Here is a 26259-nt window from a genome sequence, read left to right as displayed (position 1 = left end):
AAACTCGGTGTGGCGCCGACCCGGACCGGCAGGCGCGCCGGTCCGGCCGGTCCGGCGCGCTGCCCGGAGGGCCCTACTTCTGCTGCTGGTCGCGCAGCGCCTTACGAGCCGCGTCCTGCGCCTTGTCGACCTGCCCGGCGTACTTGCCACCGGTCTTCTCGTCCACCGCGTCGCCGACCTTCTCGATGAGGGGATCCACCTTGTCGGCGTTCTTACGCGCCAAGTCCAGCGCCTTACCGGCCAATCCCTTGAAATCCATTCCTGCTCCTCACCCGAACTGGTTGAACGCGATCACAGTACCCAGCGGTGCCGGCTCGCGGGTGGTCACGACCTCGGCGACAACCGTCACAGTGCGCCCAGCCAGGCCGGGTGCCAGAAGCGGCCGCTGTCGGTCCAATCCATATAGCGCACCGTGCCTTCGACCTTCGGCGTCACCCAGATCGCATCCCGCCGCTCGTCGGCCGTCAGCTCGTTGACGAACGGGCTGGTCTTACGTTCCAGCCGCCGCAACCGGGTCGCCAGCTCACTCATGGTCGCCTCGTCGAAACCGGTACCGACCCGCCCCGCGTACACCAGACCGTCCTCGGCCGGTATACCGACCAGCAGCGAGGCGAACGGTCGCGCGCTGCTGCGCCGCATACCGCCGACCACCACCTGCTGAATCCGCCAGTTGCGCTGCTTCACCCAGGCATGGCCACGGGTCCCCGGCAGATAAACCGAATCCAGGCGTTTGGCCACCACTCCCTCGGCGCCGTCCCGCTCGCTACACCGCAGTGCGTCCGCGCCGCTCCCGGTGTACCGGGGCGGTACCCGCAGCGCCGGAGCCGTCGCGGCCAGCGCCTCCAGGACCTGCCGCCGATCGCGATAGCGCTTGCGCAGTAGTGAGGTTCCGTCCAGGTAGAGCAGATCGAACGCCACGAATCGCGCGCGGCGCGGATTCGCTTTCAACAACGCCACGTTCACCGCGCCGTCGGCGCCGCCGGCGATGAGCTCCCCGTCCAGCACGACCCGGTGCCCGGCGAGCTCCTCGGCCAAGACCCCCAGCTGCGGGTAGCGGTCGGTGACATCGTTACCGGCCCGGCTGCGCAACCGCAACTCACCCGTGTCGATTTCCACAATGAGCCGGTAACCGTCCCATTTCCGTTCGAACGCCCACTCCGAACCCGGTAGCCCCGCCACATCACCGGGAGTGGCCAGCATGGGCGAGAGACCACGCGGCAGCTCACCCACGGACGGCTGGTCCTTCATCAGATGCACGAGCCACTGGTCGCCCTCGGTACGGATCAGCGCGTAGCGTGCGGTGAGCCGCTCACCGCGCAACACCACGATCACCTCGTCGTCCCGCCACTTCTCCGCACGATAGGTGCCGGTATCCCATACCGACATCTCCCCGGCCCCGTACTCGCCGGCCGGGATGGTGCCGTGGAAACCCAGGTACTCCAGCGGATGGTCCTCGGTGTGCACGGCGAGCCGGTTCTGCCGCGGACTGTCCGGCAGCCCCTTGGGCACCGCCCAGCACACCAGAACCCCGTTCCGCTCCAGTCGCATATCCCAGTGCGACCGGCGGGCATGGTGCTCGTGGATGACATAGCGGTTACCGGTCCCGGTGCCCGCCGCGGCGCCGGGCACCGGCTCCGGGGTACGCGCCGGATCCCGTTTGGAACGGTATCGGGTGAGAGCATCGTCGAGCGGCGGGTCCAGCCCGGCCAGCAGATCCCCCTCGGCGCGATAGCGTCTCAGCACCTCGTCGAAGCGCAGCTGACGCAACCCGTCCGCGTCCTCGATCTCCGCCCAGCTGCGCGGCGCCGCGGCGTTCGGCTCGGTACGACCACGCAGCGAATAGGGAGCGATGGTGGTCTTGGACGGATTGTTCTGACTCCAGTCCAGGAACACCTTCCCGGCGCGGACCTCCTTCGCCATGGTGGCCGTCACCAGATCGGGCAGCAGCTTCTCCATGTTCCCGGCCACCTGTTTCGCCACCGTCGACGCCCCACCCGGACCGAGTGCCCGCTCCAGCGGGACATACAGGTGAATTCCTTTGCTGCCACTGGTCACCGGGAAGGCGCGCATCCCGATTTCGGCGACCATATCCCGGATGCCGAGCGCCACCCGGGCGCATTCGGTGAGCCCGGCGCCGGGACCCGGGTCCAGATCGAACACCAGCCTGGTCGCCGGGCCGCGTTCGCCGCCGTCGAACCGCCACTGCGGGACATGGATCTCCAGCGCGGCCTGCTGAGCCAGCCAGGCCAGTCCGGCCTGGCTGGAGAGGACCGGGTAGGTCACCGTGCGCTCGGAGTGTTCCAGAGCCTCGCGCGGCACCCAGGAGGGAGTACCGGCGGCGAGATTCTTCTCGAAGAACGACGGTTCGCCCACTCCGTCGGGCCAGCGTTTCCGAGTGATCGGCCGCCCCGCCAGGTGCGGCAACATGGCCGGGGCGATCTCGGCGTAGTAGTCGACGACCGCACCCTTGGTGGTCCCGGTCGCCGGATAGAGCACCTTGTCGAGGTTGCTCAGCCGCACGTCGATATCCGGCTGCCCCGGCTCACCACCGAAACTCCGGTGCATACCGGATCACATCCGCTGGCGGACAACCGTATCCGGCGTTCCGCCACGACTCACGGACGCGGGCCCGGCCCCGGCTCACCGGTCCGGCCCGGACCACCGGGCTGCTCCGGGGGGACCACCTTGCGGGCGGCCTCCTTGCCCTTCTGGATCTTGTCGGAATACTTGCCCTTGGTCTTCTGATCCAGGAAATCCCCGGCCTTGTCGACCGCCTGGTTTATCTTGTCCGAATTCTTCGCCGCCACTTCCTGACCCTTGCCGGCCAGATTCTTCAGGTTGTCCATCAGGCTCATTGCCGATTCCTTCCCTGTTCACCGTGCGGAGGTGTTCAACTCATATCTTCCCACCAGGAACGCGCGGGCGGGAGTTCCCGGAGGTCGATCCGCTGGCCGGGCACCGGCACCGCTACCTCGGTACCGGCCGCCGCGGCCGCGGCCATCAGGCGTCGCACCGGTTCGTCCCAGGGGTGCGGGGCCAGATTGAACGTCGCCCAGTGGATCGGCACCAGGACGCCGTGACCGGGGTCGCCGCAGAGATCGGCGTGCGCGCGCACAGCCTCCTCGGGGTTCATGTGGATATCGGCCCAGTGCTGGTCGTAGGCCCCGATGGGTAGCAGAGTCAGATCGAACGGGCCGCACTGCTCGCCCGTCGCGGCGAACGCCTTGGTGAAACCGGTATCGCCGCCGAAATACACCCGGTGAGCCGGACCGAGCAGCGCCCAGCCCGCCCACAGCGTGGTGTTGCGGACCAGCCCGCGACCGGAGAAATGCCGTGCCTCGGCGCAGGTGATCGTCAGCTCGGGGCGATCGCCGTCCGGTGCGGACAGCGAATACGACGCACCCCAGTCCAATTCCACGATGCGATGGCCGGGCACGCCCCAGTGCCGTAGATGCGCCCCGATTCCGATCGGCACCACGAATACGGCCTGCTGGGTGGTCACCAGGGCCGCGACGGTATCGGCGTCCAAATGGTCGTAATGGTCGTGTGAGATCACCACCGCGTCCACCCGCGGCAGATCCGCCAGCTCCACCGGCACCGGATGGATCCGGCTCGGTCCGACGAGCCGGGAGGGCGAGACCCGCTCGCTCCACACGGGATCGGTGAGCACGCGGTAGCCGTCGATCTCGACCAGCGCGCTGGCATGCCCGTACCAGGTGACGGCCAGATCCGCGGCGGCAGCCGGCTGCTCCGGCTGCGCCAGCGGAACCGTGCCCTCGGGCCGGCCCGCCCGCATCGCGCTGATGATCGACAGCAGGCCGACGGGGTTGTCGCCGATCACGATCGGCGAGGCGGGCTCGGTGTTGTGGAACTGCCGATTGCGGTAGCTGCGGGCGCCGGCGGCGGTGGGCGCGATCGCGGAAACGGAGGCACCGAGCGCGGCCGGTAGCCCGTCCAGGGCCCGCAGCACCCAGCCGAACACGCCCATCCCGGCCAGACCCGCCGCCACGGCGGCCACGGTACGGGGCCGCATCACCGGCCCACGAACTTCGCGGCCCGCTTCTCCTTGCGGGCCAGCCGGCCTTCTTCGGCATCCGCACTGCTCCATGCCGCCTCCAGTGCTGCCTGCTGTTCCTTGGTCGCCGGCTCGCGGGTGCCGTCGTCGTTCAGTTCCAGTTTCAGATGCCGCAGCGACAGCGGGGCCAGTTCGGCGATCGATTTCGCCCAGCTCTGCGCATCGGCGAGGGCGCCCAGCCGATTCGCGAAACCGAAGGAGTAGGCGTCGTCGGCCGAGATCGGCTCCGCGCCGAGCAGCAGGGTACGGGCGGGGCCGCCACCGATCAGCGAAACCAGCCGGCGCGTGGTCCAGCGGTCCACGCTGATACCGAGTTTCGCGGCCGGGACGGCGAGATAGGAGTCGGGAGCCATTACCCGCAGATCCGCGGCCATGGCCAGCTGCACGCCAGCACCCAGCGCCGGGCCGTTCAGTGCGGCGATCACCGGTACCGGCATCGACTCGACTTCGTGCAGCATCTCCAGGAGGGTGTCCAGGAAATCGGTGGAGTACACCTCGTCGAGATCGGCACCCGCGCAGAACACCGGTCCGCGGCCGGTGATCACAATCGCCCGGGAGTCGCGGCGGGCCTGGGACAACGCTTCGCGCAGCCGCACGACCAGGTCCAGATTCAGCGCGTTACGCCGCTCTTCGCGCTGTAGTTCGATGGTGACGACGTCACCGTCACGGACGACCCCGAGCATATGTGTCCTTCCCCGCTGAACGAATACCGAGACATCAGCCGATACAAGCGTTACTGCCCACTCTGCCACAGGAAAGGAACGGGCCCGGGAACACGACGCGAGCCCGGACGCCCCGAGGGGCTCGTACCGGGCGGCAGCCGGGCCCGGTACGCGAGGGGAAGGGAGGCGTCAGCCCTCCAGACCGAGGGCGAAGGTCGCCGGGTCCGCGCCGGTGCGGGTCCCGTCGTCGAGCGCGGAGATATCCCGCATCTGGTCGTCGGCCAGTTCGAAGCCGAAGACATCGAAATTCTCCGCGATCCGCGCGGGTGTGACCGATTTCGGAATGACCACATTGCCCAGCTGCAGATGCCAGCGGATGATCACCTGCGCCGGTGTGCGATCCACCTCGCCGGCGATCCGCCGGATCACCGGGTCGCCGAGCAGAGTGCCCTGCCCCAGCGGGCTCCAGGCCTCGGTGGCGATGGCGTGCTCGGCGTGGTATTCACGTAACTCGCGCTGGATCAGCCTGGGGTGCAGCTCGATCTGGTTGACCGACGGAATCTCCCCGGTTTCGGAGATCACTCGCTCCAGATCGGCGACCCGGAAGTTCGAAACGCCGATGGAGCGGACCCGGCCGTCGGCCTTCAGGCGCTGGAACGCACGGAAGGTATCCACGAAACGATCCGCCGACGGCACCGGCCAGTGGATGAGGTACAGATCCAGGTAGTCCAGCCCCAACCGGTCCAGACTCGCGTCGAAGGCGCGCAGAGTGGAGTCGTACCCCTGCTCGGAATTCCACAGTTTGGTGGTGACGAAGATCTCGTCGCGGGGCAAACCGAACTGCCGGATGGCGCGTCCGGTGCCTTCTTCGTTCTCGTACGCCGCCGCGGTATCGATACTGCGGTACCCGGCGCGAAGCGCGGCGGTGACGGTATCGAAAACCCGGTCCGGCGGAACCTGGAAGACCCCGAAGCCGAGCTGCGGAATCAGGCTCCCGTCGTTCAACACGATCGGGGGGACTACACCGGTCTGCCGTCTAGTGGTCACCGCTTCGACGGTAGGAGCGGTTCGGCGGCAGGTCAACGAGGGGCCGTTCCGTGTCCCACTTCGTCTCAACGCTCGATTAACTTGACAGATCGTTGTGTTTTTACAACACTCCATTAGGTGAGCCCAGTAAGACGCGGGGAAACTCAACCGATCTACAACAGGATCGCGGTGTTGCGCGCGGAACATCGGATGTCACGCGCGGCGCTGGCCGAAGCGGTGAACGTCAACCCGCAGACGATCGGCGCGCTCGAACGCGGCAACCACTATCCGAGCCTGGACCTGGCCCTGCGGATCTGCGAGGTGTTCCGGCTACCGGTGGAGGCGGTGTTCTCCCGTACCGAGTTCACTCCCCTGTCGGCCGAGGTCTACGCCCGCGAGAAAGGACAGCGATCATGACCACCACCCCCCGACCCACCCTGCTCGACCGTTACCAGAACTACCGGGTCCGGCGCTGGCTGGCCCGCGAGAAGCAGCTCGCCGGCGTGCTGCCGGGCTGGCGTACCCGACGCCGCCGCCGCGCCCTGGTGTGCACGGTGATCGCCACGCTGGTCCTCGTCTTCGCCGCCGGTCTGCTGTGCGCGTTCGGCCTGCAGTGGGCCGCGCTGGCCAGCGGGATCGGCGCACTGGGCTTCCTGCCCTCCTGGACCGTGCTGCGAATCATCTCGCAGGCACAGGACAACGCCCCGGCCGAAACCCTGGACGAACTCGAGATCGCCCAGCGCGATACCGCCCGGTCGATGGGTCTGACCATCACCCATGCCCTGGCCGTACCCCCCGTGATGTACCTGATCTGGAGCGGCGCGCTCTTCCCCGAGGCCGACGCCTTCCGCACCGCCTATGCGGGCGGCGTGATGGCCCTGGCCACGCTGCTGGCCGGCGGTTGCGCCCCGGCGATGATCCTGGCCTGGTCCCACCCGGATCCCGAGCCGGAGAACTGATCGGCATCCGGCCGGTCACCGGAGCACACCGGAATCCGGCATCCGGCCGGATTCCGGGACCGCACACCCCGCCGCGTCAACTCGGCGAACCCAGGCGCCGGTACCGGAACCGCCGGGCCGCCCGCAATTCCGCCGCCGGTCGTTCACTCAGCAGCGCGAGCTCTGCGGCGATGGCCGCGACCATCCGCCGGGAGAACTCCACCGGTTCGTCCGCGGCATCGGGACATTCGGGCACGATGCGGTCGACGATACCGTCGGCCAGCAGATCCGCCGAGCGGATACGCTGCGCGGCAGCCAGTTCCGGTGCGTGCCCGGTATCGCGGTGCACGATGGCACTGGCGCCCTCCGGCGGCAGCGGCGCCAGCCAGCCGTGGGTGGCGGCCAGCACCCGGTCCGCGGGCAACAGGGCCAGCGCCCCGCCACCGGTGCCCTGACCGAGCAGCACCGAAACCGTCGGGGTTTCCAACGTCACCAGATCCGCCAGGCACCGGGCGATTTCGGGAGCCAGCCCGCGCTCCTCGGCCTCCTTGGACAGGGCGGCACCGATCGTATCGATCACCAGTACCAGCGGTAATCGCAGCTCGGCGGCGAGCTGCATACTGCGCCTGGCCTCACGCAGGGCAGCCGGGCCCATGGTGCGCTCGGGGGCCTGATTGGCGCGGTCGTGCCCGAACACCACACAGGGCCACCCGCCGAACCGGGCCAGCGCGAGCACCACCGTCCGGTCGGCCTCCCCCTGGCCGGTGCCGCTGAGCGGCACGCGCTGGGTGGTCCGGCGAAGCAGTTCACGTATCCCCGGGCGATCCGGCCGACGCGAACTGCGCACCGCGTCCCACGCGGTGACCGCTCCGGCGTCCCCGCGGCGCGCCGTATCCCGCGACCGTGGCTCCTCCACCGCCTTCGGCACCCCGGTGAACACGCTCAGCGCCCGATGCGCGATCCGCCGGAACACCGTCACCTCGACCACACCGTCGATCACACCATTGCGGTAGAGGTTCTCCGCGGTCTGCACACCCTCGGGAAAAGGCCGCTCGTACAGCGCCTCGTACACCCGCGGGCCGAGAAAACCGATGAGCGCGCCCGGTTCGGCGAAGGTGATGTGGCCGAGCGACCCCCATGAGGCGAAAACCCCGCCCATGGTCGGATTGCGCAGGTACACCACATACGGCAGACCGGCCGCCTTGTGCGCCGCGACCGCGCCCGCGATCTTCACCATCTGCACGAAAGCGAGAGTGCCCTCCTGCATCCTGGTACCGCCCGAGGTGGGTGAGGCGACCAACGGCAGTCCCCGCGCGGTGGCCCGCTCGACCGCCGTCGCTATCCGCTCGGCCGCCGCGACCCCGATCGACCCCGCCAGAAAGCCGAATTCGCACGCGATCACCGCGATGCGCCGGCCGCGTAACCGGCCCGCGCCGGTGAGCACCGCCTCGTCGGTCCCGGCCGCGGTGGCCGCCGCGGCCAGCGCGGACCGGTACGCACCGGTCCGCGCCACCTCCGGCGGAGGGGTATCCCAGCTCTCGAACGAGCCGGGATCGAGTAGCGCGTCGAGTAACGCGCGAGCACCGATCCGTCCCGACCCGCGCGTCATCCGACACCTCCCCGGCCAACCGGAACGGTAGTTGTCCACACCGGCACGACGACCAGTACGACCGCGGCCGGTTCAGTAGCCCCGAGTGACCTTCTGCAGCGCGTACTCGGTCAGTCGCACCAACGCCTCCTTGGCCGGCTCCCGGCGCCGCGCGTCGATCGGCATGATCGGCACATCGGCGGGAACGGCCAGCGCCTGGCGGATGTCCTCGATCGGATACTGCGGGGCGTCGTCGAACTGGTTGAGCGCGACGAGGAACGGCAGATTGCGCGCCTCGAAGTAGTCGACCGCGGCGAAACTGTCCTCCAGCCGCCGGGTGTCGATCAGCACCACCGCGCCGATCGCACCGCGGATGAGGTCGTCCCACATGAACCAGAAGCGGTACTGGCCCGGGGTGCCGAACAGGTACAGCACCAGATCCTCGGCCAGACTGATCCGGCCGAAGTCCATGGCCACCGTGGTGGTGGATTTGCTCTCGATACCCGCGAGACTGTCGATACCGGCACTGGCATTGGTAACCAGAGCCTCGGTTCTCAACGGGACGATTTCCGAAACTGCCCCCACCAGCGTCGTTTTGCCCACGCCGAACCCACCCGCGACCACGATCTTCGCCGAGGTCGGCTTGCTGTGGCGGGTATCGACCTGTGCCGTCGAATCAAATACGCCGGAGTCCACTGAGAACCCTTTCGATCAGCTCGCGACGTTCATCGTCGCTGGAATCGTCTTTCAATGTCGCCGAAACGCGGACATGCCCGGCTTCGATCAGGTCCGCTACAAGCACACGCGCCACCCCGATCGGTATACCCAGTCGAGCCGCTAGTTCGGCGACCGACGGCGACTCCCTGCACAGCTCGACAATCGAGTTTTCGATATTGCTCAGTTCGTACTGGCGTTCGAGCGGAATGGGATGGGACGCGACGAGAGCCTCGAGCGCCAACTCGACCTTGGGTCTGGTGCGACCGGCGGTCAGCGAGTACGGGCGCACGAGACTGGGCTCGGAGCCTCCCACGCGGTGATCCTCTATGTCCATCCCACCATCAGGAACCCATCGTGACGCGTGGAGTGGCCTGTACTGTCTGGCCTACGCGTTCGACCAACAACGCCATCTCGTAGCCGACCTGTCCGATATCGCAGGACGTATTGGTCAGGACCGCGAGATAGGACCCGTCGCCCACCGCCATCAGCAGCAGGTAGCCGTGTTCCATTTCGACGACGGACTGCAATACGGTGCCGCCCTCGAACAGGTTGGACACACCCACCGAGAGACTGGCGAGACCGGCGGTGACAGCCGAAAGCTGCTCGGCCCGGTCGACCGGTAGCTGGGCACTCGCCGCCATCAGCAGGCCGTCGGCCGAGACCAGGACGGCATGGGCTACGCCAGGAACCTCGCCTGCGAAGTTCGAAACCAGCCAATCCAACTGACGGTTCGTACCACCTAGTTCGGGGTTCATCGGTCTCCTTTGTCTCCGGTTAGGTTCATTGCTCTCATTGCGCGGCCATCCCGAACACCTTGCTGGTGCCGACTCAAACTAGACCGGATCGATTCGGGATTGCGACTCGGCGTACGCTCCTGGGCGCCGTTGACAGCGCCGGGCACCAGCCGGCCGCCCGGATTACGCTGCGGCAGACCGGCCGCGGTGCGGGTCTCGGGCTGGGCCTCGCTGGCCCGCCGAGCCGCCACCCAGCCCTCGTCACCCGGCGATTCGAAGGATGCGGCGGCCTGGGAGCGATCGGCATTCGGATCCGACAGCCATGCCGACATCATCTCCGCGAAGATGGGCGTACCACCCAGCACGCTGTCGTTCTCCTCGGCCGGTTGCAGCCTGGTCTGGAAGAACGACGCCGTTTTGGCCGGATTGGACTTGTAGCTGTGCCGGCCCGGTTCCCGCGCGGGAGCATCGTCCGCGGCGCGTTCCGGGTTGCGTGGCAGCGCGACGCCCGGCGGATTGTCGAATCGTTCGGCGGTGTAACCCCCCGGTTCCCGGCGGGGCAGGCCGCCGGTTTCGGCGGGCCGCGGCTGCGGGCGCGGGGCCCGGGTATCGCGCTGCGGCAGACCGCCCGGCGTCTCATGGGCCGGCAGCCCGTTCTCGGCCGGGGCACGCTGCGGCAGAGCGCTCCCACCGGCAGACCGCTGCGGCAACCCCTGGCCGGGGGTGTCCCGCCGAGGGGGCAGACCGCCGGTCGCCGGCGGACGCTGGGCGGCGGGCAGCTCACCGGAGGAATCCCGGGAAGGTAGGCCGCTGTGCCGCTGAGCCGGCAATTCACCCGAGGTTTCCCGCTGCGGAAGACCGTTCGCGGCGGGCTCCCGCCGGGTCGGCAGACCACCGGAGGCGGTATCGGCCGCGGGCCGGAATTCCGGTTCGCGGTGCGTGGAGCCACCCGCGGGCGCACCGCGCTGCGGCAGGCCCGAAGCACCACCCTCACGCGGCGGCGCCCCGTTCGTGCCCGGTTCCCGCTGCGGCAACCCGCCCGGGCCCGGCTGGCTCGGGCGACGCGACGGCAGCGGACCGGCGGCACGCTGCGGCGCGGACGATTCGCTCTGCGCGGGCCGGTCTTCGTCCGGCCGGGCGGGAGCGGCGTCCCGCGCGGACCCCGGCGCACCGTTGGCCCCGGGCTGCCGCTGCGGCAACCCACCGGGACCCGGCTGCGGGGCCCCGGCAGCGCCGGGCTGCCGCTGCGGCAGCCCACCGGGGCCGGTTTTGATCTCCCGCGGGGGCGGACCCCCGGCGGAGGGTTCGCTCGGAGTGCGCGGCGGGAGAGTCGGTGTGGCCCCGCCACCCGGTCCGAGGTTGCGTTTGGGCAGGCTGGCCGCGGCCAGTTTGCCGCGCTGGGCCGTACTACCGGCGCTGGCCTGGCGGAGGCTGGTCGTCCCCTGCTCACCCTCGCGCGAACCCCCGGCCATGGCGTTGCCCGGCTGCCGCTGCGGCAACCCACCGGGGCCGAGCGGGGCGGGCGTCGCCGGGCGCTCCGGTGGTTTGGGGCGTTCCACGGCCGGGAGCGGCCCGCTCATCCCCGGGTCGACGGTGACCACCATATTGCCCGCGGCCGTGCGGCTGATACCGCGAGTCTGCATCGCCGGGCCACCGGCGTTGCGCAGCGCGGCCGCCGCGGCCTCGTCCGGAGACTCGTCCTTCTTCGGTTTCCGGCTCGTGTCGCTCGGCACCACCTGCTGCGGACCGGAACCGGTCGCCAGCGGCAGGATCTGGGTTTCACCGGCGACGATCAGGCTCATGGGCACGTGCACGGTCACCGTGACACCCGGATCGCGGGCGGTATCGAACGTCGGCCGCAGCCGGACGTTGAGACCGTGCCGCTCGGCGAGACGGCCCACGACGAAAAGACCCATATGCCGCGCGGTGTCCGGACCGGGCTCGGCGGTGCTCTCCAGCCGGCGGTTGATCTCGGCCATCTCGCTCGGCGGCATACCGATACCACGGTCGGCGACCTCGATCAGCAGACCCTGATCGTGGGCCTGCGCGAAGGTGAACTTCACGTCCGTTTCCGGCGGCGAAGCCCGCAGCGCGTTGTCCAGGAGTTCGGCGAACAGATGCGCCATATCGGAGGCGGCCGGCTCGATCAGCGCGCCACGGGGAGTGGCACCCAGCTTGACGCGCTCGTAGTCCTCGACCTCGGAGATGGCGGCACGCAGCACGTCGGCGATCTCGACCGGCGCGGATTTGGCGCGACGCTGTTTCGTACCGGCGAGAATCAGCAGGTTGTCGCCGTTACGGCGCATACGGGCGGCGAGATGGTCCAGCCGGAAGAGGTTCTCCAGCAGGCGCGGATCCTTCTCGTCGTACTCCATCGCCTCGATCAGGCTGAGCTGATGGTCGACCAGCGATTTACTGCGCCGGGCCAGGGTCTCGAACATATCGTTGACCTGGGAACGCATCTGCGCCTGATCACTGGCCAGACGGAGCGCCTGTCCGTGGATATCGTCGATGGCGCGGGCCAGCTGGCCGATCTCCTCCTCGGAGCGGATGGGCATCGGCTCGAGCGGCACTTCCTCCGGGGAGGCGCCGGTCCGCAGCTGGGCGACCTCGTCGGGCAGATCGCTCTCGGCGACCCGCAGCGCGGCCAGGCGCAGCCGGTGCAGCGGCACGATCATCGACCGAGCCACGAAGACGGCCAGCAGCAGCGCCGCCAGGATGGTCAGCAGGACGACGATGGAGTAGATGACGGCATCGGACAGCGCCTTGTCGGCCATCCGCTTTACCCCGTCGTCGATCGAGGTGGTGGCCTCACCGATCAGTTTGTCGGTGGTCGCGGTGCTGTCCAGCAGCGACTGCCGGGCTTCGCCCAGCGGCAACCGGCCCGCCTGCGCCTCCGGGCTCTCCAGCAGTGCCATACGGGTATCGATGCCCTGGCGGAGGATCGCTATATCGGTGTCCTCGGCGCTGTAGCGCTGACTCAGGATGTTGAGCAGGGCGTGTTCGGTATTCGTCGCGGTGCGGTAGGCCTGCTCCCCGGCCTCCTGATTGCGCAGCAGCTCGGCCGCCGCGGTGATCTCACCGACCATGGTGGAGCGCAGGTTGAGCGCGTCCACGAGTTTGAGTTTGTCGGGGTCGATGGACGGGTCGCCGATTTCGCCGACGATGGCCTCCACCGTGCGCACACCGGCGTTACGGGCCCTTTCCAAGGCGGCGATACCCTCGGCTGCCGGGCGGTTCGACGGCGCCATTCCCTGGGTGCGGACCTGTTTGGCCTGATCGATCATCTCCGACAGGGGCCCGTGCGCCGCGGGGAGATCGTCCAGTTCGGCGAGGGCGGTCTCGGCCCCGGCGATCGCCTGATCGAGGGCGGTCAGATTCTCCTCGGTGACCAGCGACCGATTCGGGGCGATCGAGATCACCTGAGAGCCGGCGACCGTCGATGTGGCCGAGCTGAGATCCAGGACCGCCGGAACCAGGCTGACGTTCTCGGCGGCGGCGCCGAGCCGATTCGCCTCGCTCCATTCCGCCGAAATTCTGGACACGCCGAGCCCGACCGCGACCGCCAACGGCACAGCCAGCACGGCCGTAACCTTCCAGCGAAGGTCCCAGTTACTCAGCGCCCAGCGCTTCGTGCCGGACCTAGCGGCGTCACGCATTCCCACTCACTTTCCAACCTGGCCCCAGCCATGCACCATCAGCGAAACTCCACACTCGCATAGTGGCTCGACGGGTGGAGCTGCCCGTGGGTCGCGGCTGGCCGAGAAATTGCGTCTACGACGGACCGAATTTGTGTCATCAGATTCTAACGGATCAATAACTTCTTGGTGTACTCAGCCCGGGTTCACGCACATCGACCAGCCGGTTACAGGCATAAGCCATGGTCGCGACACCCGACGGGGGGTCGCGTGAAGTCTGCCACAATCGTGCTGATCTATCGAGGCGAGGATTGCTGCGAGGCTAGGGAGCACGGGTGAACGCGAGGAACGAGTATCGACCGGTCTATCAGACCAGCCTGGTCGATCCCGCCGAGTTCTGGGCCCGGGCCGCTTCGGCCGTCGACTGGGATATACCCCCTGAGCAGGCCCTCGACACCGATCGACGGGAGGCCCGCTGGTTTCCCGGAGCCCGCCTCAACACCTGCTACAACGCTCTCGACCGGCATGTGGCCGCCGGCCGCGCGGACGAGGCCGCGTTGATCTACGAATCGGCGATGACCGGCACCCGCCGGGTGTACAGCTACGCGGCGCTGCTCGCCGAGGTCGCCCGGGTGGCCGGGGCCCTGCGCGATCTCGGCGTGACCACCGGTGACCGGGTGGTGATCTATCTGCCGATGATTCCCGAGGCGGTGATCGCCATGCTGGCCTGCGCCCGTATCGGCGCGGTGCACTCGGTGGTTTTCGGTGGTTTCGCCGCACCGGAACTGGCCGCCCGGATCGATGACGCCGAACCGGTGCTCATCATTACCGCTTCCGGCGGATTGGAACCCAATCGCACCATTGATTACCCCCCTATCGTGCGCCGGGCACTCGAACTGACCGAAACCGCGACGCCTCATACGGTCCTGGTGAAACAGCGCCCGGAATTCCCGGTCCACAGCTGGGAGGGCACGCCCACCGCCGCCGAACCGGCCCGATGGCTCGATTGGGATACCACCGTCCGCGACGCCGAGGCCGCCGAACCCGTTTCGGTCGCCGCGACCGATCCGCTGTACGTGCTCTACACCTCGGGTACCACCGGTAAACCGAAGGGTGTGGTCCGTGACAACGGTGGCCATGCCGTGGCGCTGACCTGGTCCATGCGCAATATCTACGATGTCGGCCCGGGGCAGATCATCTGGACGGCCTCCGATGTGGGCTGGGTGGTCGGCCACTCCTATATCGTGTACGCCCCGCTGCTGGTCGGCGCCACAACCCTTCTCTACGAGGGCAAACCCGTCGGCACCCCGGACGCCGGCGCGTTCTGGCGGGTAGTGGCCCGGTACGGGGTGAACACGCTGTTCACCGCCCCCACGGCACTGCGGGCCATCCGGCGCGCCGATCCCGAGGCCACACTGGCCCACGCCCATGACCTGTCCTCGCTGCGCTCGCTGTTCTGCGCGGGGGAACGCCTGGATCCGGCGACCTATCACTGGGCCGCGGACACCCTGCTGGCCGGCCGCGACGACTGTCCGGTGGTCGATCACTGGTGGCAGACCGAAACCGGCTGGCCCATGTGCGCCAATCCGCTCGGATTACAACGTCTGCCGATCAAACCGGGTTCGGCGTCGGTGCCCATGCCCGGATACCGTCTGCGGGTACTGGATTCCTCGGGCAATCCCGTCGCGGCCAATACCGAGGGCAATATCGTCGTCGGCCTCCCACTGCCTCCGGGCGCGCTCACCGGTTTGTGGCGTGACGAACAGCGGTACGAACGGTCGTACCTGTCCGTCTATCCCGGTCATTTCCTCACCGGTGACTCCGGCTATTTCGACGAGGAGGGTTACCTTTTCGTTCTGGGCCGCAGCGATGATGTGATCAATATGGCCGGGCACCGTCTTTCGGCGGGCAGTATCGAAGCCGCGATAGCGGGACACGAGGCGGTGGCCGAATGCGCGGTGATCGGTCTGCCCGATGAACTCAAAGGGCAACGCCCCATCGCTTATGTAGTACTGAAAGCCGATGCCGTAATCGATTCCGATACTTTATGCGACGAATTGGCCGAACGGGTCCGGAAACACATCGGCGCGATCGCCGGCCTCTACGACGCGGTGGTGGTCCCCGCACTGCCCAAGACCCGCTCCGGCAAAATCCTGCGCAAAACGCTCCGGCAGATGGCCGCGGGCGAGGATTACGAAATCCCTTCCACCATCGACGATCCCGGTGTCCTCGAAGAACTCGCCCGGATCGTCCCGCCCTCACAAAGCACAAACTCCTCTTAAGAAACCTTCAGAGACCGGCCAAACCCACCCAATACCGTCTGAAGCTGTCCACGAGTCCAGGATCGACTCGACTCGACACAAGTAGGAGGCAGTAAGACCTATGGCACACCTCACGACCCGGCTGCGCGGCAAGATCGCCCTGACCACCGCGACCTTCGGAGTAGCCGCCGCGGCCACCGCGTTCCTGAGCCCGGCCGTGGCCGCGGCCGGACCGATGGAGCTGGCCGAACCATTGCTGACCAGTGAATGCTCTTTCGCTCAGGTGGACGCCGCACTGCACGACCAGGCCCCGGATCTGGCGGCGATGCTCGACAACAACCCCGACGTGAAGGCGCAACTGCAGGCGAAATTCGACCAGCCGGTCGAACAGCGGCGCGCGGAGCTGCAGCGGTACATCGAAGAGAACCCGCAGGCGGCCGAGCAGGCACAGAACGACCCGCGATCCCAGCAACTGCAGGTGACGCTGCAGCGAGTGGCCGACACCTGCCAGAGCTACTGAGTTCCCGGCCGCGCCGGCCGCACGCTCCGGACCACCCGCCACCGGCATCGCGGGCCCGAAGGTAAATACACTGAGCCGTGTGGCGGAGCGGACCAGTAATCCGGCGGTTCTGGTGGTCGACGACGACGAGGATGTGCTCGCGTCCGTCGAGCGGGGTTTACGGCTCTCCGGGTTCCGAGTGAGCGTCGCCCGGGACGGTGCTGCCGCGCTGCGGGCCGTATCCGAGCAGGCGCCCGACGCGGTCGTACTGGATATGAACATGCCGGTGCTCGACGGCGCCGGCGTGGTGACCGCGCTACGGGCGATGGGCAACGAGGTGCCGATCTGTGTGCTGAGCGCGCGGAGTTCGGTCGGTGACCGGATCGCGGGGCTGGAATCGGGGGCGGACGACTACCTGGTCAAACCATTCGTCCTGGCCGAACTGGTAGCCCGGATCAAAGCGCTGCTGCGCCGCAGCGATACCGCGGCGGCCGGTACCCCGGACACCGTCACCGTGGGGCCCCTGCAGGTGGATACGGCCGGATACCGGGCGCTGCTGAACGGTAGCGAGATCGAACTGACCAAACGGGAATTCGAACTGCTGTCCACTCTGGCCCGGAACGCCGGGGTGGTGCTGAGCCGGGAACGGCTGCTGGAACTGGTGTGGGGCTACGACTTCGCCGCCGACACCAATGTGGTGGACGTTTTCGTCGGCTATCTGCGCCGCAAACTGGAATGCGACGGCACGCCGCGGCTCCTGCACACCATTCGCGGTGTCGGGTTCGTGCTCCGGGAAACGAAGTGAGCGAACGCGGCCGGGGCCGGTGGCGACGCCGCCGTTCCTACTCGCTGCGCACCCGGGTCGCCGGGGCGGCCGCCGCCGGATCGGTACTCATCGTCGCCATGGTGAGCGCGATCGCGATACCGGCCATCGAGCGCAACAATCTGCAGCAGACCGACCAGCAGCTGCGGATCGCCTCCCGGCTCGTGGTGATCGACCCGATGATCGCGGTCGGCGTGGTGAATCTGGTGGGACCGGACCGGGATATGGCACTCACCGTCCGCTACGACGGGCAGCTACTCGCTTCCAGTGCCACCCAGCTGCCGGAACTGGAGCCCGGATCGCGGACGGTGAACGTGGACGGCACCCCGTATCGGGTGCTCACCACCACGGAGAACCAACCGGCAGGCCGCTCGGTGTCCCTGGGTATCCCGGCCGCCGAGGCCGCCGAGGCCACCGCCGAACAGCAGCGCTGGGTATTGTTCGGCGGCCTGCTGTCGATCGCCGCCTCCGCGGGGCTGGGCTGGTTGTTCGGCGGCCGCGCGGTCCGGCCCATCGTCGTACTGACCCGCCAGGTCGGCGCTCGGACCGGCTATCGTGACGCCGCTCCCCCGCCCGTCGACAGTTCCGGTGTCCTGGAGGCCGAGCAGCTGGCCGATGCCGTGAACACGATGCTGCGCCGCGTCGACCAGGCCCAGTCCGCCACCGCGGCAGCGTTGGAGACGGCCCGCGATTTCGCCGCGGTCTCCGCGCACGAACTCCGCACCCCACTGACCGCCATGCGCACCGATCTGGAAGTCCTGGCCACCCTCGACCTCGACGAATCGCAGCGCACCGAAATCCTGGCCGACCTGCAGCGCAGCCAGGAGCGGGTGGAAACCACCCTGGCGGCTCTCGAACGGCTGGCCTCGGGGGATCTGACCTCTGAACGCGACCATATCGACACCGATATCGCGGAGCTGTGTGATCAGGCCGCGCACGACGCCATACGCCACTACCCCGGACTCACCGTCCGTATCGACACCGATGCCGAACTCGTCACCCGCGGCCTACCCGCAGGCCTGCGACTGGCCGTGGACAACGCGCTGAAGAATTCGGTGAAACACGGCGGAGCGACCGAAGTGCTGCTCTCGGCTCATCGCACCTCCGACGGCACCATCGTCGTATCGGTCGACGACAACGGCCGCGGCCTCCCACCCGAAGAACGCGAATCGGTCTTCGCCCGCTTCGTCCGCGGCAGCCAAGCTCACAAAGGAGGTTCCGGCCTGGGTTTGGCCCTGGTGGCGCAACAAGCCCAGCTACACGGCGGCCGGGCCTATTTCGACGACGGCACCCTGGGCGGCGTCCGGCTGGTTCTGGTTCTCCCCCACCGAGAACCGGTCTGATCCGGCCCCGCTGTGTTTATTTGCCCCGCCTCCGGCGGGGCGGGGTTCGGGGCCCCCTTGTGTCTCGGGTCTTCGTTCCGCCGCTCAGTCGCTGCGCTCCTTCGCTCTGTCGCTCCAGATCCGAGACGGGCCCCGAACCACGAAGGACACCCTCCGCGAAAACACAACAACGGAGACCTCCCGATCAGGGAAGTCTCCGCATGCGCTCCCCGCACGGGATCACGCTGCGCTCTCGTACCCGACAGCTCCCATCTCGGGAACAGGGAGTCCGCATCCCGGCGCAACCCCTCAGCGCCGAGTTCAGCGAGGCCCACGAAGGGTTGAGCCCGCGTCGTGCTTCAGCCCGCGAAGCGCATGCGCCGCAGGCGCGAGTCTCGCGGGCTGAAGCACGACGCCAAGGGGGCTCAACCCCGCGGCGCCGCAGGCGCCGCCGATGAACACAGCTTATTTCGCGTCGAGGAGGTCGATGACGAAGACCAGAGTCTTACCCGACAACCGGTGCCCCCCGCCAGCCGGCCCGTACGCCAGTTCCGGCGGAATGGTCAGCTGGCGGCGTCCGCCGACCTTCATTCCCGGGATGCCGTCCTGCCAGCCCTGGATCAGGCCACGCAGGGGGAAGGTGATCGATTCGCCGCGGTTCCACGACGAATCGAACTCCTCGCCGGTATCGAATTCCACACCGACGTAGTGCACTTCGACGGTGCCGCCGGGCACCGCTTCGGGACCCTCACCGACGGTGATGTCCTTGATGACCAGTTCGGTGGGCGGGGGGCCCGCCTGGAATTCGATCTCCGGTTTGCTCATGCCTTGAATCCCCTTCGATTCAATATGGTTTCAGCGGTTGGCTATATCGGTGTAGTCACGCGCACCGTAACCGGTGTAGATCTGCCGCGGACGGCCGATCTTGATTGCCTCACTGTGCATTTCCCGCCAGTGCGCGATCCAGCCGGGGAGCCGGCCCATGGCGAACAGTACCGTGAACATGCGAGTGGGAAAGCCCATGGCCTTGTAGATGACGCCGGTGTAGAAGTCGACGTTCGGGTAGAGCTTGCGCTCGACGAAGTAGTCGTCGGTGAGCGCGGCTTCCTCCAGGGCCTGGGCGATATCGAACAGCGGGTCGTTGCCGAGCTTGCTCAGGATGGTGTCCGCGTGCTTCTTGGCGATCGCGGCCCGCGGGTCGTAGTTGCGGTAGACGCGGTGCCCGAAGCCCATCAGCTTCACCCCGTCTTCCTTGTTCTTGACCTTGCGGATGAACTCCTTGACGTCTCCGCCGGCCTCCTTGATGCCGTCCAGCATCTCCAGCACCGCCTGGTTGGCACCACCGTGCAGCGGCCCCCACAGCGCGTTGATACCGCCGGAGACCGAGGTGAACAGGTTGGCGTCGGAGGAACCGACCAGCCGGACCGTGGAGGTCGAGCAGTTCTGCTCGTGGTCGGCGTGCAGGATGAGCAGCATATCCAGCGCCGCGGCGATCTCCGGGTCGACCTGGTAGGGCTCGGCCGGGAAACCGAAGGTCATCCGCAGGAAGTTCTCCACCAGCGACAGCGAGTTGTCGGGGTAGAGGAACGGCTGGCCGACGGACTTCTTGTACGAGTACGCGGCGATGGTGGGCAGCTTGGCCAGCAGCCGGATGGTGGAGAGCTCGACCTGTTCGGGGTCGCGCGGGTCCAGGGAGTCCTGGTAGTAGGCCGACAGCGCGTTGACCGCCGAAGAGAGGACCGGCATGGGGTGCGCGTTACGGGGGAACCCGTCGAAGAAGCGCTTCAGATCCTCGTGCAGGAGGGTGTGGCGCCGGATCTTGTCGGTGAAATCCTCGAGCTGATCCTGGGTGGGTAGCTCACCGTAGATGAGCAGATAGCTGACCTCGATGAAAGTCGAGTCGTCCGCCAGCTGCTCGATCGGGTAACCGCGGTAGCGGAGGATACCTTCTTCACCGTCGATATAGGTGATGGCCGATTTAGTCGACGCGGTGTTGACGAACCCCGGGTCATACGTCGTATACCCCGTGCTCGCCAGCAGCTTGCCGAGATCGATACCGTCGTTTCCTTCGGCGGCCTGTGCGATCGTCATGGGGTATTCGCCACCCGGATAGGTGAGAACCGGTTTGGCGTCATTGATGTGATTCTCGGGCACGGAAGGTTCCCTCTCAGGCTTAGACCGTCGGCATCGCATGCGGTCGGCACACGGTGCGCTATCGGTAGACGCTAGTCCTTGCTTCGGCGGGACCGGAGGGGAGGGTACCCGCGCGTCGATCTCACAATCGGCTCGCGAGCGCGTGAGATTCGACGTGGACGCATATCTGTGGTTACTGCTTTGACCGGCCCGATCGACCGTGCGAACCGATACGGAATGCCCTTGTTCCGGGCCGGCACCGATCACATGGAACCGGACCCGCTCCATCGCGTAGGCAAACTTACCCAGAACACCAGAGCCGAAACCGTGCGAAATATCACCGAAAGGCCGGGCGACGAAATACAGGGCCCGGCCCACATAACGCGCCGGACTCGGCTTCACGGCTGGAGACGGTGGATTGTCGTCTCCGTATCACCGATACGCACGACGATCCGGTTGTGCAGCCGGCCGCGCCGCCCCTGCCAGAACTCCACCTCGTCCGGGCGCAGCAGATAGCCGCCCCAGTGCGGGGGAACCGGGATCTCGGCCGACGAGGCGAACCGAGCGGTGGTGTGGACCAGCTGCCGGTCCAGCTCCGCACGGGAGCCGATCGGCCGTGATTGCCGGGAGGCCCACGCCCCCAGTTGCGATTCCCGGGGCCGCGTCCGCCAGTACAGTTCGGTAACCTCGGCGGGTACACGTCCGGCCCGGCCTCGCACATGGACCTGCCGGGCCAGTCGCGGCCACAGGAAGGTCGCCGACGCGTACGGCGATGCCGCCAGCTGCTCCCCTTTGGCCGAGTCGTAGTTCGTGTAGAAGACGACGCCCTCCGGCGAAAGCCCCTTACAGAGGACGGTGCGGGTCACCGGACGGACCACCGGCCCCTCCTGGGCGAGTGTCCCGAGCACCATGGCATTGGGTTCGGCGATACCGGCGACGGCGGCCTGCTCCATCCACTGCCGCAGGAGCGGCTCCCACCCCCCGGCCACCGAATTCTCGTCGAGCTCGACATCGGGCACATCGGGCAGCGGCCCGGTCTCGCCCGAGCCGGAATGCCGCGCACCGTAATCGGCCCGCATCGCGGCGAGATCGGTGCCGGTGTCCTCCACCTCAGCCATGGGCCAGACGTTACTCCCCAGTAGCAAAGCGCTAGAGTTCTGGTGAAAGGAGAGTCGGTATGACCACCAATTCCGCGGTCCCGGGGTCCGGAGCGGTCCCGGAGAATTTCGTCAGCGGCCTCGAAGGAGTGGTCGCGTTCACCACCGATATCGCCGAACCCGACAAGGACGGCGGGGCGTTGCGCTACCGCGGTGTCGATATCGAGGATCTGGTCCGCAACCGGGTCACCTTCGGCGATGTGTGGGCCCTGCTGGTCGACGGTGAATTCGGGCACGGTCTGCCCCCGGCGGAACCCTTCCCGCTCCCGGTACACACCGGCGACGTCCGGGTCGACGTCCAAGCCGGCCTGGCGATGCTCGCCCCCATCTGGGGATACCGGCCCCTGCTGGATATCGACGAACCCACGGCCCGGGAGAACCTGGCCCGCGCCTCGGTGATGGCGCTGTCCTATGTCGCGCAATCCGCCCGCGGGATCTACCAGCCCGCCGTACCGCAGCGCCGCATCGACGAATGCACCACGGTGACCGAACGGTTCATGACCCGATGGAAGGGCGACCCCGACCCGCGCCATACCGAGGCCATCGATGCCTACTGGGTGTCGGCCGCCGAACACGGAATGAACGCCTCCACCTTCACCGCCCGGGTCATCGCCTCCACCGGCGCGGACGTGGCAGCCGCCCTGTCCGGCGCGATCGGCGCCATGTCCGGCCCGCTGCACGGCGGCGCCCCCGCCCGGGTACTGCCGATGATCGAAGAGGTCGAACGCACCGGCGACGCGCGCGCCCTGGTCAAGGGAATCCTCGACCGCAAGGAAAAGCTCATGGGCTTCGGCCACCGGGTCTACCGGGCCGAGGATCCACGCGCCCGGGTCCTACGCGATACCGCCGCCCGCCTCGCCGCACCCCGTTACGAGGTAGCGGCCGCCTTGGAGCAGGCGGCACTGGCCGAACTCCGCGAACGCCGCCCCGACCGCGCCATCGAAACCAATGTCGAGTTCTGGGCCGCGGTCATCCTCGACTTCGCCGAGGTACCCGCCCATATGATGCCCGCCATGTTCACCTGCGGCCGTACGGCGGGCTGGTGCGCGCACATCATGGAACAGAAGAAACTGGGCAAACTCGTGCGCCCGGCCGCCGTCTACACCGGACCGGGGCCGCGGGCACCGCAGGATGTGACGGGGTGGGGCGAGGTGACCACGGCGGGCCCCGCCGCATAACCCGGAGCCGTGAGTTCCGGCCCCTACTACCCGGAAGGTGGCCGCAGGCGGTCGGGATCGGCGTCCCAATCGATGGCGACGGACTCACCGGTGTCGACCGTGAAGAAGGCGGCTTCCAGTTTCGCCCCCAGGTCCAGCAGGCCGATGGCGGCCAGGGGGACGGACTGGACCACGCGGACCCGCCACGGATGCGGTTCGTCCCAGGCGTCCAGTTCCAGGTCCAGTCGCAGCACGGGGTCGTCACATCCGCAATAGTCGGTGGCCACGGGTGTGACGGCGAGAACCGTGGCGGCGGCACGGCGGCCCTCGGCCAGGATCTTCGCCAGCCCCGCCCGGCCGGGATCGGCGTCTCCGGGTAGGTACAGCACCATACGGTCGCGATCGTCCGGGTCGACCCGGCAGCACACCAGATCGCCGGGGCGCATCCGGTCCAGTTCGGCGCCGGAGACCCGCTGCCGCACCTGGGCCTCGTACGGTGCCGTATCGGGCAGCCGGACCCGGACCCGGAACGTGTAGCCGGGTTCGCTGCGGCGGGTGCTGGTGGACAGTATCGTCGCCGATCCGGCGGTGCCGTGGGTCAGCAGATCGCGGCGGCCGGCGCCGGTGGGTGCTTCACCGCGTCGCCGGAAACGCCGCGGCAGCAGGCCGCGGATACGCCGGAACGGGCCGGGGGCAGCAGGCGGTCGGCCGCCGTCACCTGCGCGGCCGTCCTCGGATCGACCTCCGGCAGCGCCCCTGGACGACCGCATGCTCATACCCTGTCACGTTAGCCGGAGTGTGTTACGCGGCACAGCAACGGCGCGGCTACGCTGTTGGCCATGACCAGTGCGTTCCCGACCATTCCCGCAGACCTCAAGCCCGCCGACGGTCGTTTCGGCTGCGGCCCGTCCAAGGTTCGCCCGGAGCAGCTGCAGTCCCTGGTGGAAGTGGGCGCTTCGGTCTTCGGCACCAGTCATCGGCAGAAACCGGTCAAGGACGTGGTCGCCCGGGTACGGTCCGGCCTGCGGGAGCTGTTCTCGCTTCCCGACGGCTACGAGGTGGTCCTCGGGAACGGCGGCACCACCGCCTTCTGGGACGCCGCCGCGTTCGGCCTGGTCCGCGAGCGCTCCCTGCATCTGACCTACGGTGAGTTCAGCTCGAAGTTCGCGAGCGTCACCAAGAAGAACCCGTTCCTGGGTGACCCGATCGTCGTCTCCGCCGATCCGGGCAGCGCACCGGCACCGGTCGCCGATCCCGCCGCCGATCTGATCGCCTGGGCCCACAACGAAACCTCCACCGGTGTCTCGGTTCCCGTGCAGCGGCCGGCCGGCTCGGACGACGCGCTCATCGCCATCGACGCCACCTCCGGCGCGGGTGGCCTGCCGGTGAACATTTCCGATGCCGATATCTATTACTTCGCTCCGCAGAAGTGCTTCGCAGCCGACGGCGGGTTGTGGATCGCGCTGATGAGTCCGGCGGCGCTGGCCCGGGTCCAGGAGATCAAGGATTCGGGTCGCTGGACCCCGGATTTCCTGTCCCTGCCCATCGCCATCGAGAACAGCGCCAAGGATCAGACCTACAACACCCCGGCGCTGGCCACCCTGCTGCTGCTCGCCGACCAGATCGAATGGCTGAACCGTAACGGCGGTCTGGACTGGGCGGTGAAGCGGACGCTGGAATCCTCGTCGCGCCTGTACTCGTGGGCCGAGGCCAGCGAGTACGCCACCCCGTTCGTCACCGAACCGGCGCACCGCTCCCAGGTGGTCGGCACCATCGACTTCGCCGATTCGGTGGACGCGGCCGCGGTCGCCAAAACCCTGCGGGCCAATGGAATCGTCGATACCGAGCCCTATCGCAAACTCGGCCGCAACCAGCTGCGGATCGGTATGTTCCCCGCTGTCGATCCGGACGACGTCGCTCAGCTGATCCGCTCCATCGACTGGGTGGTCGAGAACCTGGGGTGATCCGAGATAACCTGCGATTTCGGGTCCGTCGCGCATGTTGCGCGGCGGACCCGCTGTCGTTGCGCCGAGGTGTTTCGGAATCGACTTGATACACAAGGGAATAGAGCAGATTAGCGGTACACGGCAGCGGCAGGGTAGATTTCGGTGCCGCGTGTCTTGCCACACGAATCCCAGAAGTGCACTACTGTTCCAGAACGTGGGCGGTGTCGCGAGCGACGCGATAAGGAGGTAACGGTGCGTGAACTTCGAGTGATCGGGGTGACGCCCGACTCCACCCATATCGTGTGCGTCGACACCGAAACCGGCCAGAAATTCCGGCTTCCCGCCGACGACAAACTCCGCGCCGCGGCCCGCGGCGACCTTGCCCGATTCGGTCAGATCGAGATCGAAATGGAAGCGACAATGCGCCCTCGCGATATCCAGGCTCGAATCCGTGCCGGCGCGTCCGTGGAGCAGGTGACGCAGGAATCCGGGATGCCACTGAGCCGGGTGGAGCGCTTCGCCTATCCGGTACTGCTGGAACGGGCCCGCGCCGCCGAGCTGGCGCAGAAGGCACATCCGATCCGGCCGGACGGACCGGCGGTGGAAATCCTGCTCGACGTGGTAACCGCCGCTTTCACCGCGCGTGGCCATACGCTCGACAATGCCGAATGGGATGCCTGGAAGGACGAGAAGGGATTCTGGGTCGCCCAGTTGCAGTGGCAGAACGGGCGTTCGGAGATCGCCGCGCACTGGCGCTATCAGCCGGACGCGCACGGCGGAACGGTTTCCCCGCTGGATGATCCGGCCACCGATCTGATCGATCCCGATTTCGGCCGGGCGCTGCGCGGACTCGCTTCGATCCTGCCGGTGGAGCCGGATCCGCCCGCGGCTCCCGAGCCGGTGGTCGAGCCCCGCCGCGAGCCCGCGCGGCCGGCCGCGGTGGACGACTACTACGAACAGCGCGCGGTCGCCGCGGGCGGGAGCGCGACGACTCTGCCCACGCCCGCCACACCACTGGCCGCCGGCGGTAACCGCGCTCCGGGCGGGACCGCGTTGCCCGCGGGCAACGCCCCCACCGAAACGTACCGTCCGTCGGCGGAAACGCAGGTGGTCCCCACGGAACCGGCTCGCCCCGCGGCACCTGTCCCTGCCGCACCGGCGCCCGCGGAACCGGTGCCGGCGGAGCCGGTGGCCGAACCGGTCGCGGTGGCCGAATCCGCCCCCGCCGCGGTGGAGCCCACCCCGGCGTCCGAGCCGGACACCGCCCGGACCACCACGCTCGCCGCGGTCGAAACGGCGACGGTGACAGCGGATACCACCGCGGATCCGGCCGATACCGCGGCGGCCACCGAAGAGAGCGAATCCTCGGCGACCCCCACCACGGCGACCGTACCCGCGGCCGAGCCGGTGGAACCGGAACCCGCCGCGGCGGCGAAACCGGCGGCCAAGAAGGCTCCCGCGAAAACCGCGAAGTCGCCGGCCCGTAGCAAGCGCGGAAAGGCACCCATGCCGTCCTGGGAGGATGTCCTGCTCGGCGTTCGTAGTTCGGGTCACTGATTTCACGAACCGGCGTGTTTCCGAAG

General features: G+C 68.1%; 24 protein-coding genes. 9 read left to right on the top strand and 15 right to left on the bottom strand.

Annotated features, from left to right (window positions below; all coding sequences use genetic code 11):
• Positions 1-73: 73 nt before the first annotated feature.
• The 6 genes from ACYR7D_RS09065 to ACYR7D_RS09040 form a co-directional block, all read right to left on the bottom strand.
• Positions 74-259: an antitoxin gene (locus tag ACYR7D_RS09065; protein WP_459549160.1), complete on the bottom strand. Its 186-nt coding sequence runs from the start codon at positions 257-259 to the stop codon at positions 74-76.
• An 86-nt stretch (positions 260-345) separates the two neighbouring features.
• Entirely contained in the window at positions 346-2565 is a 2220-nt protein-coding gene (locus ACYR7D_RS09060) for an ATP-dependent DNA ligase (RefSeq protein WP_459549159.1), read from the bottom strand.
• Positions 2566-2615: 50 nt separating this feature from the next.
• Entirely contained in the window at positions 2616-2855 is a 240-nt protein-coding gene (locus tag ACYR7D_RS09055; RefSeq protein WP_459549158.1) for an antitoxin, read from the bottom strand.
• A gap of 35 nt (positions 2856-2890) precedes the next feature.
• Positions 2891-4033 carry an MBL fold metallo-hydrolase gene (locus tag ACYR7D_RS09050; protein ID WP_459550097.1) on the bottom strand — a complete coding sequence of 381 codons (1143 nt, stop codon included), beginning with the start codon at positions 4031-4033 and terminating at the stop codon, positions 2891-2893.
• Entirely contained in the window at positions 4033-4758 is a 726-nt protein-coding gene (locus ACYR7D_RS09045) for an enoyl-CoA hydratase (RefSeq protein WP_459549157.1), read from the bottom strand. Before ACYR7D_RS09045 ends, ACYR7D_RS09050 begins: the two co-directional genes overlap by 1 nt.
• Positions 4759-4926: 168 nt before the next feature.
• Positions 4927-5784, bottom strand: a complete 858-nt coding sequence (locus ACYR7D_RS09040; protein ID WP_459549156.1) for an aldo/keto reductase — start codon at positions 5782-5784, stop codon at positions 4927-4929.
• Positions 5785-5901: 117 nt separating this feature from the next.
• Here ACYR7D_RS09040 and ACYR7D_RS09035 point away from each other — a divergent pair, with 117 nt between their 5' ends.
• Together ACYR7D_RS09035 and ACYR7D_RS09030 are read left to right on the top strand one after the other, a co-directional pair.
• Entirely contained in the window at positions 5902-6180 is a 279-nt protein-coding gene (locus ACYR7D_RS09035; protein ID WP_459549155.1) for a helix-turn-helix transcriptional regulator, read from the top strand.
• The gene (locus ACYR7D_RS09030; protein ID WP_459549154.1) at positions 6177-6722 is read left to right on the top strand and encodes a hypothetical protein; all 546 of its coding nucleotides are present in this window, start codon (positions 6177-6179) and stop codon (positions 6720-6722) included. Before ACYR7D_RS09035 ends, ACYR7D_RS09030 begins: the two co-directional genes overlap by 4 nt.
• Before the next feature lie 76 nt (positions 6723-6798).
• On the opposite strand, the gene ACYR7D_RS09025 is transcribed toward ACYR7D_RS09030, so the two are convergent.
• The 5 genes from ACYR7D_RS09025 to ACYR7D_RS09005 all read right to left on the bottom strand — a co-directional run bounded on the left by ACYR7D_RS09025 (position 6799) and on the right by ACYR7D_RS09005 (position 13399).
• Positions 6799-8310 carry a carboxyl transferase domain-containing protein gene (locus tag ACYR7D_RS09025; protein ID WP_459549153.1) on the bottom strand — a complete coding sequence of 504 codons (1512 nt, stop codon included), beginning with the start codon at positions 8308-8310 and terminating at the stop codon, positions 6799-6801.
• 72 nt (positions 8311-8382) lie between these two features.
• Positions 8383-8985: a GTP-binding protein gene (locus ACYR7D_RS09020; protein WP_459549152.1), complete on the bottom strand. Its 603-nt coding sequence runs from the start codon at positions 8983-8985 to the stop codon at positions 8383-8385.
• Complete coding sequence (locus tag ACYR7D_RS09015; protein WP_033244145.1) at positions 8966-9340, bottom strand: DUF742 domain-containing protein; 375 nt, start codon at positions 9338-9340, stop codon at positions 8966-8968. The genes ACYR7D_RS09020 and ACYR7D_RS09015 overlap by 20 nt, the downstream gene beginning before the upstream one ends.
• 7 nt (positions 9341-9347) lie before the next feature.
• A complete protein-coding gene (locus tag ACYR7D_RS09010; protein WP_030522784.1) occupies positions 9348-9761 on the bottom strand; it encodes a roadblock/LC7 domain-containing protein in 414 nt (137 codons plus the stop codon).
• On the bottom strand, positions 9758-13399 hold the full coding sequence (locus ACYR7D_RS09005) for a sensor histidine kinase (protein WP_459549151.1): 3642 nt from the start codon (positions 13397-13399) through the stop codon (positions 9758-9760). Before ACYR7D_RS09005 ends, ACYR7D_RS09010 begins: the two co-directional genes overlap by 4 nt.
• Positions 13400-13713: 314 nt before the next feature.
• Between ACYR7D_RS09005 and ACYR7D_RS09000 the strand changes: the two genes are divergently transcribed.
• From ACYR7D_RS09000 to ACYR7D_RS08985, 4 genes are all read left to right on the top strand, one after another.
• Positions 13714-15660 carry an AMP-binding protein gene (locus ACYR7D_RS09000; RefSeq protein ID WP_459549150.1) on the top strand — a complete coding sequence of 649 codons (1947 nt, stop codon included), beginning with the start codon at positions 13714-13716 and terminating at the stop codon, positions 15658-15660.
• A 100-nt stretch (positions 15661-15760) separates the two neighbouring features.
• Entirely contained in the window at positions 15761-16159 is a 399-nt protein-coding gene (locus tag ACYR7D_RS08995; RefSeq protein WP_459549149.1) for a hemophore-related protein, read from the top strand.
• A 79-nt stretch (positions 16160-16238) separates the two neighbouring features.
• Positions 16239-16943, top strand: a complete 705-nt coding sequence (locus ACYR7D_RS08990; protein ID WP_459549148.1) for a response regulator transcription factor — start codon at positions 16239-16241, stop codon at positions 16941-16943.
• Positions 16940-18304, top strand: a complete 1365-nt coding sequence (locus tag ACYR7D_RS08985; RefSeq protein WP_459549147.1) for a sensor histidine kinase — start codon at positions 16940-16942, stop codon at positions 18302-18304. The genes ACYR7D_RS08990 and ACYR7D_RS08985 overlap by 4 nt, the downstream gene beginning before the upstream one ends.
• A 444-nt stretch (positions 18305-18748) precedes the next feature.
• On the opposite strand, the gene ACYR7D_RS08980 is transcribed toward ACYR7D_RS08985, so the two are convergent.
• The 3 genes from ACYR7D_RS08980 to pdxH form a co-directional block, all read right to left on the bottom strand.
• A complete protein-coding gene (locus ACYR7D_RS08980) occupies positions 18749-19108 on the bottom strand; it encodes an FKBP-type peptidyl-prolyl cis-trans isomerase (protein WP_459549146.1) in 360 nt (119 codons plus the stop codon).
• A 30-nt stretch (positions 19109-19138) separates the two neighbouring features.
• A complete protein-coding gene (locus ACYR7D_RS08975) occupies positions 19139-20476 on the bottom strand; it encodes a citrate synthase (protein ID WP_459549145.1) in 1338 nt (445 codons plus the stop codon).
• Between the two features lie 338 nt (positions 20477-20814).
• Positions 20815-21534, bottom strand: coding sequence for a pyridoxamine 5'-phosphate oxidase (pdxH, locus tag ACYR7D_RS08970; protein ID WP_459549144.1), 720 nt, complete (start codon positions 21532-21534; stop codon positions 20815-20817).
• Between the two features lie 59 nt (positions 21535-21593).
• On the opposite strand from pdxH, the gene ACYR7D_RS08965 reads away from it, so the two are divergent.
• Positions 21594-22751 (top strand): citrate synthase 2, encoded by a 1158-nt coding sequence (locus ACYR7D_RS08965; RefSeq protein WP_459549143.1) that lies wholly within the window; start codon positions 21594-21596, stop codon positions 22749-22751.
• A 26-nt stretch (positions 22752-22777) separates the two neighbouring features.
• Here the strand turns inward: ACYR7D_RS08965 and ACYR7D_RS08960 are convergent, their stop codons facing one another.
• Positions 22778-23506: a hypothetical protein gene (locus ACYR7D_RS08960; protein WP_459549142.1), complete on the bottom strand. Its 729-nt coding sequence runs from the start codon at positions 23504-23506 to the stop codon at positions 22778-22780.
• A gap of 63 nt (positions 23507-23569) precedes the next feature.
• On the opposite strand from ACYR7D_RS08960, the gene serC reads away from it, so the two are divergent.
• Positions 23570-24694, top strand: a complete 1125-nt coding sequence (gene serC / locus ACYR7D_RS08955; RefSeq protein ID WP_459549141.1) for a phosphoserine transaminase — start codon at positions 23570-23572, stop codon at positions 24692-24694.
• Positions 24695-24928: 234 nt separating this feature from the next.
• Entirely contained in the window at positions 24929-26233 is a 1305-nt protein-coding gene (gene sepH, locus ACYR7D_RS08950) for a septation protein SepH (RefSeq protein WP_459549140.1), read from the top strand.
• Positions 26234-26259: the final 26 nt, after the last annotated feature.

The sequence above is a fragment of the Nocardia sp. X0981 genome, from assembly GCF_977089955.1.
Note: the sequence above shows the minus strand (reverse complement) of the source record. Positions and strands in the feature narration are given on the sequence as shown.

Bases quoted from the DNA above. Each gene is read 5' to 3' on its own strand.
- ACYR7D_RS09060 (WP_459549159.1), bottom strand. From the start codon at position 2,565: ATGCACCGGAGTTTCGGTGGTGAGCCGGGGCAGCCGGATATCGACGTG.
- serC (WP_459549141.1), top strand. From the start codon at position 23,570: ATGACCAGTGCGTTCCCGACCATTCCCGCAGACCTCAAGCCCGCCGAC.
- ACYR7D_RS09065 (WP_459549160.1), bottom strand. From the start codon at position 259: ATGGATTTCAAGGGATTGGCCGGTAAGGCGCTGGACTTGGCGCGTAAG.
- pdxH (WP_459549144.1), bottom strand. From the start codon at position 21,534: ATGGCTGAGGTGGAGGACACCGGCACCGATCTCGCCGCGATGCGGGCC.
- ACYR7D_RS08965 (WP_459549143.1), top strand. From the start codon at position 21,594: ATGACCACCAATTCCGCGGTCCCGGGGTCCGGAGCGGTCCCGGAGAAT.
- ACYR7D_RS08960 (WP_459549142.1), bottom strand. From the start codon at position 23,506: ATGAGCATGCGGTCGTCCAGGGGCGCTGCCGGAGGTCGATCCGAGGAC.
- ACYR7D_RS09050 (WP_459550097.1), bottom strand. From the start codon at position 4,033: ATGCGGCCCCGTACCGTGGCCGCCGTGGCGGCGGGTCTGGCCGGGATG.
- ACYR7D_RS08995 (WP_459549149.1), top strand. From the start codon at position 15,761: ATGGCACACCTCACGACCCGGCTGCGCGGCAAGATCGCCCTGACCACC.
- ACYR7D_RS09025 (WP_459549153.1), bottom strand. From the start codon at position 8,310: ATGACGCGCGGGTCGGGACGGATCGGTGCTCGCGCGTTACTCGACGCG.
- ACYR7D_RS09055 (WP_459549158.1), bottom strand. From the start codon at position 2,855: ATGAGCCTGATGGACAACCTGAAGAATCTGGCCGGCAAGGGTCAGGAA.
- ACYR7D_RS09030 (WP_459549154.1), top strand. From the start codon at position 6,177: ATGACCACCACCCCCCGACCCACCCTGCTCGACCGTTACCAGAACTAC.
- ACYR7D_RS09045 (WP_459549157.1), bottom strand. From the start codon at position 4,758: ATGCTCGGGGTCGTCCGTGACGGTGACGTCGTCACCATCGAACTACAG.
- ACYR7D_RS09010 (WP_030522784.1), bottom strand. From the start codon at position 9,761: ATGAACCCCGAACTAGGTGGTACGAACCGTCAGTTGGATTGGCTGGTT.
- ACYR7D_RS08975 (WP_459549145.1), bottom strand. From the start codon at position 20,476: ATGCGATGCCGACGGTCTAAGCCTGAGAGGGAACCTTCCGTGCCCGAG.
- ACYR7D_RS09015 (WP_033244145.1), bottom strand. From the start codon at position 9,340: ATGGACATAGAGGATCACCGCGTGGGAGGCTCCGAGCCCAGTCTCGTG.
- ACYR7D_RS08980 (WP_459549146.1), bottom strand. From the start codon at position 19,108: ATGAGCAAACCGGAGATCGAATTCCAGGCGGGCCCCCCGCCCACCGAA.
- ACYR7D_RS09005 (WP_459549151.1), bottom strand. From the start codon at position 13,399: ATGCGTGACGCCGCTAGGTCCGGCACGAAGCGCTGGGCGCTGAGTAAC.